Origin of the sequence: Chitinophaga agrisoli (assembly GCF_008386695.1) — a bacterium.
Taxonomy (GTDB): Bacteria; Bacteroidota; Bacteroidia; order Chitinophagales; family Chitinophagaceae; genus Chitinophaga; species Chitinophaga agrisoli.
Genome location: NZ_VUOC01000066.1, coordinates 1 through 1,256, shown reverse-complemented (window position 1 = coordinate 1,256; position 1,256 = coordinate 1). Strand labels below are relative to the sequence as shown.

Sequence of the window (1,256 nt, the reverse complement as noted above, 5' to 3'; positions counted from 1 at the left end):
CGTTCGAAACTGTCCTGCATGACATCCTTGTCCCTAAATTGGAGAGACATCAATTTGATAGATGGACCACTACCATCATTCAGAACTGGCTGGATGGATGCATGCAAAGAGTTGTGGTCAATTGTTCAATGTCCAGCTGGAGACCAGTAATGAGTGGTGTCCCTCAGGGATCGGTGTTGGGACCGGTCTTGTTCAACATCTTTGTCAGTGACATGGATAGTGGGATTGAGTGCGCCCTCAGCAAGTTTGCCGATGACACCAAGCTGTGTGGTTCGGTGGATACGCTGGAGGGAAGGAATGCCATCCAGAGGGACCTTGACACGCTTGTGAGGTGGGCTGATGCCAACCTTATGAAGTTTAACCATGCCAAGTGCAAGGTCCTACATCTGGGTCGGAGCAATCCCAGGCACAGCTACAGGTTGGGCGGAGAAGAGATTCAGAGCAGCCCTGCGGAGAAGGACTTGGGGGTGTTGGTTGATGAGAAACTGAACATGAGCCGGCAGTGTGCGCTCGCAGCCCAGAAAGCCAACCGTATCCTGGGCTGCATCAAAAGGAGCGTGACCAGCAGGTTGAAGGAGGTGATCCTGCCCCTCTACTCTGCTCTTGTGAGACCTCACTTGGAGTATTGTGTACAGTTCTGGTGTCCTCAACATAAGAAGGACATGGAACTGTTGGAACAAGTCCAGAGGAGGGCCACAAGGATGATCAGGGGGCTGGAGCACCTCCCATATGAAGACAGGCTGAGAAAGTTGGGGCTGTTCAGCCTGGAGAAGAGAAGACTGCATGGAGACCTCATAGCAGCCTTCCAGTATCTGAAGGGGGCCTACAGGGATGCTGGGGAGGGACTCTTCATTAGGGACTGTAGTGATAGGACAAGGGGTAATGGGTTTAAACTTAAACAGGGGAAGTTTAGATTAGATATAAGGAGGAAGTTCTTTAATGTGAGGGTGGTGAGGCATTGGAATGGGTTGCCCAGGGAAGTTGTGAATGCTCCATCCCTGGCGGTGTTCAAGGCCAGGCTGGACAGAGCCTTGGGTGATATGGTTTAGTGTGAGGTGTCCCTGCCCATGGCAGGGGGGTTGGAACTAGATGATCTTAAGGTCCTTTCCAACCCTAACTATTCTATGATTCTATGATTCTATGAATAACTGGTCATGAGTGATATGCCTTAAGAGCAGAGAAGTGAATGTGTTCATGGGGAGTCCTGGCAGGTGCAGACTCCTGGGCCATTGGTAAGGTTTGATTTTTCCATCATT

Annotated in this window: 1 protein-coding gene; it reads left to right on the top strand. The window is 50.7% G+C overall.

Annotated features, from left to right (window positions below; genetic code table 11):
- Positions 1-1,049: reverse transcriptase domain-containing protein (locus F0L74_RS34610; RefSeq protein WP_213087173.1), on the top strand; the 1,049-nt coding region annotated here is incomplete at its 5' end.
- Positions 1,050-1,256: the final 207 nt, after the last annotated feature.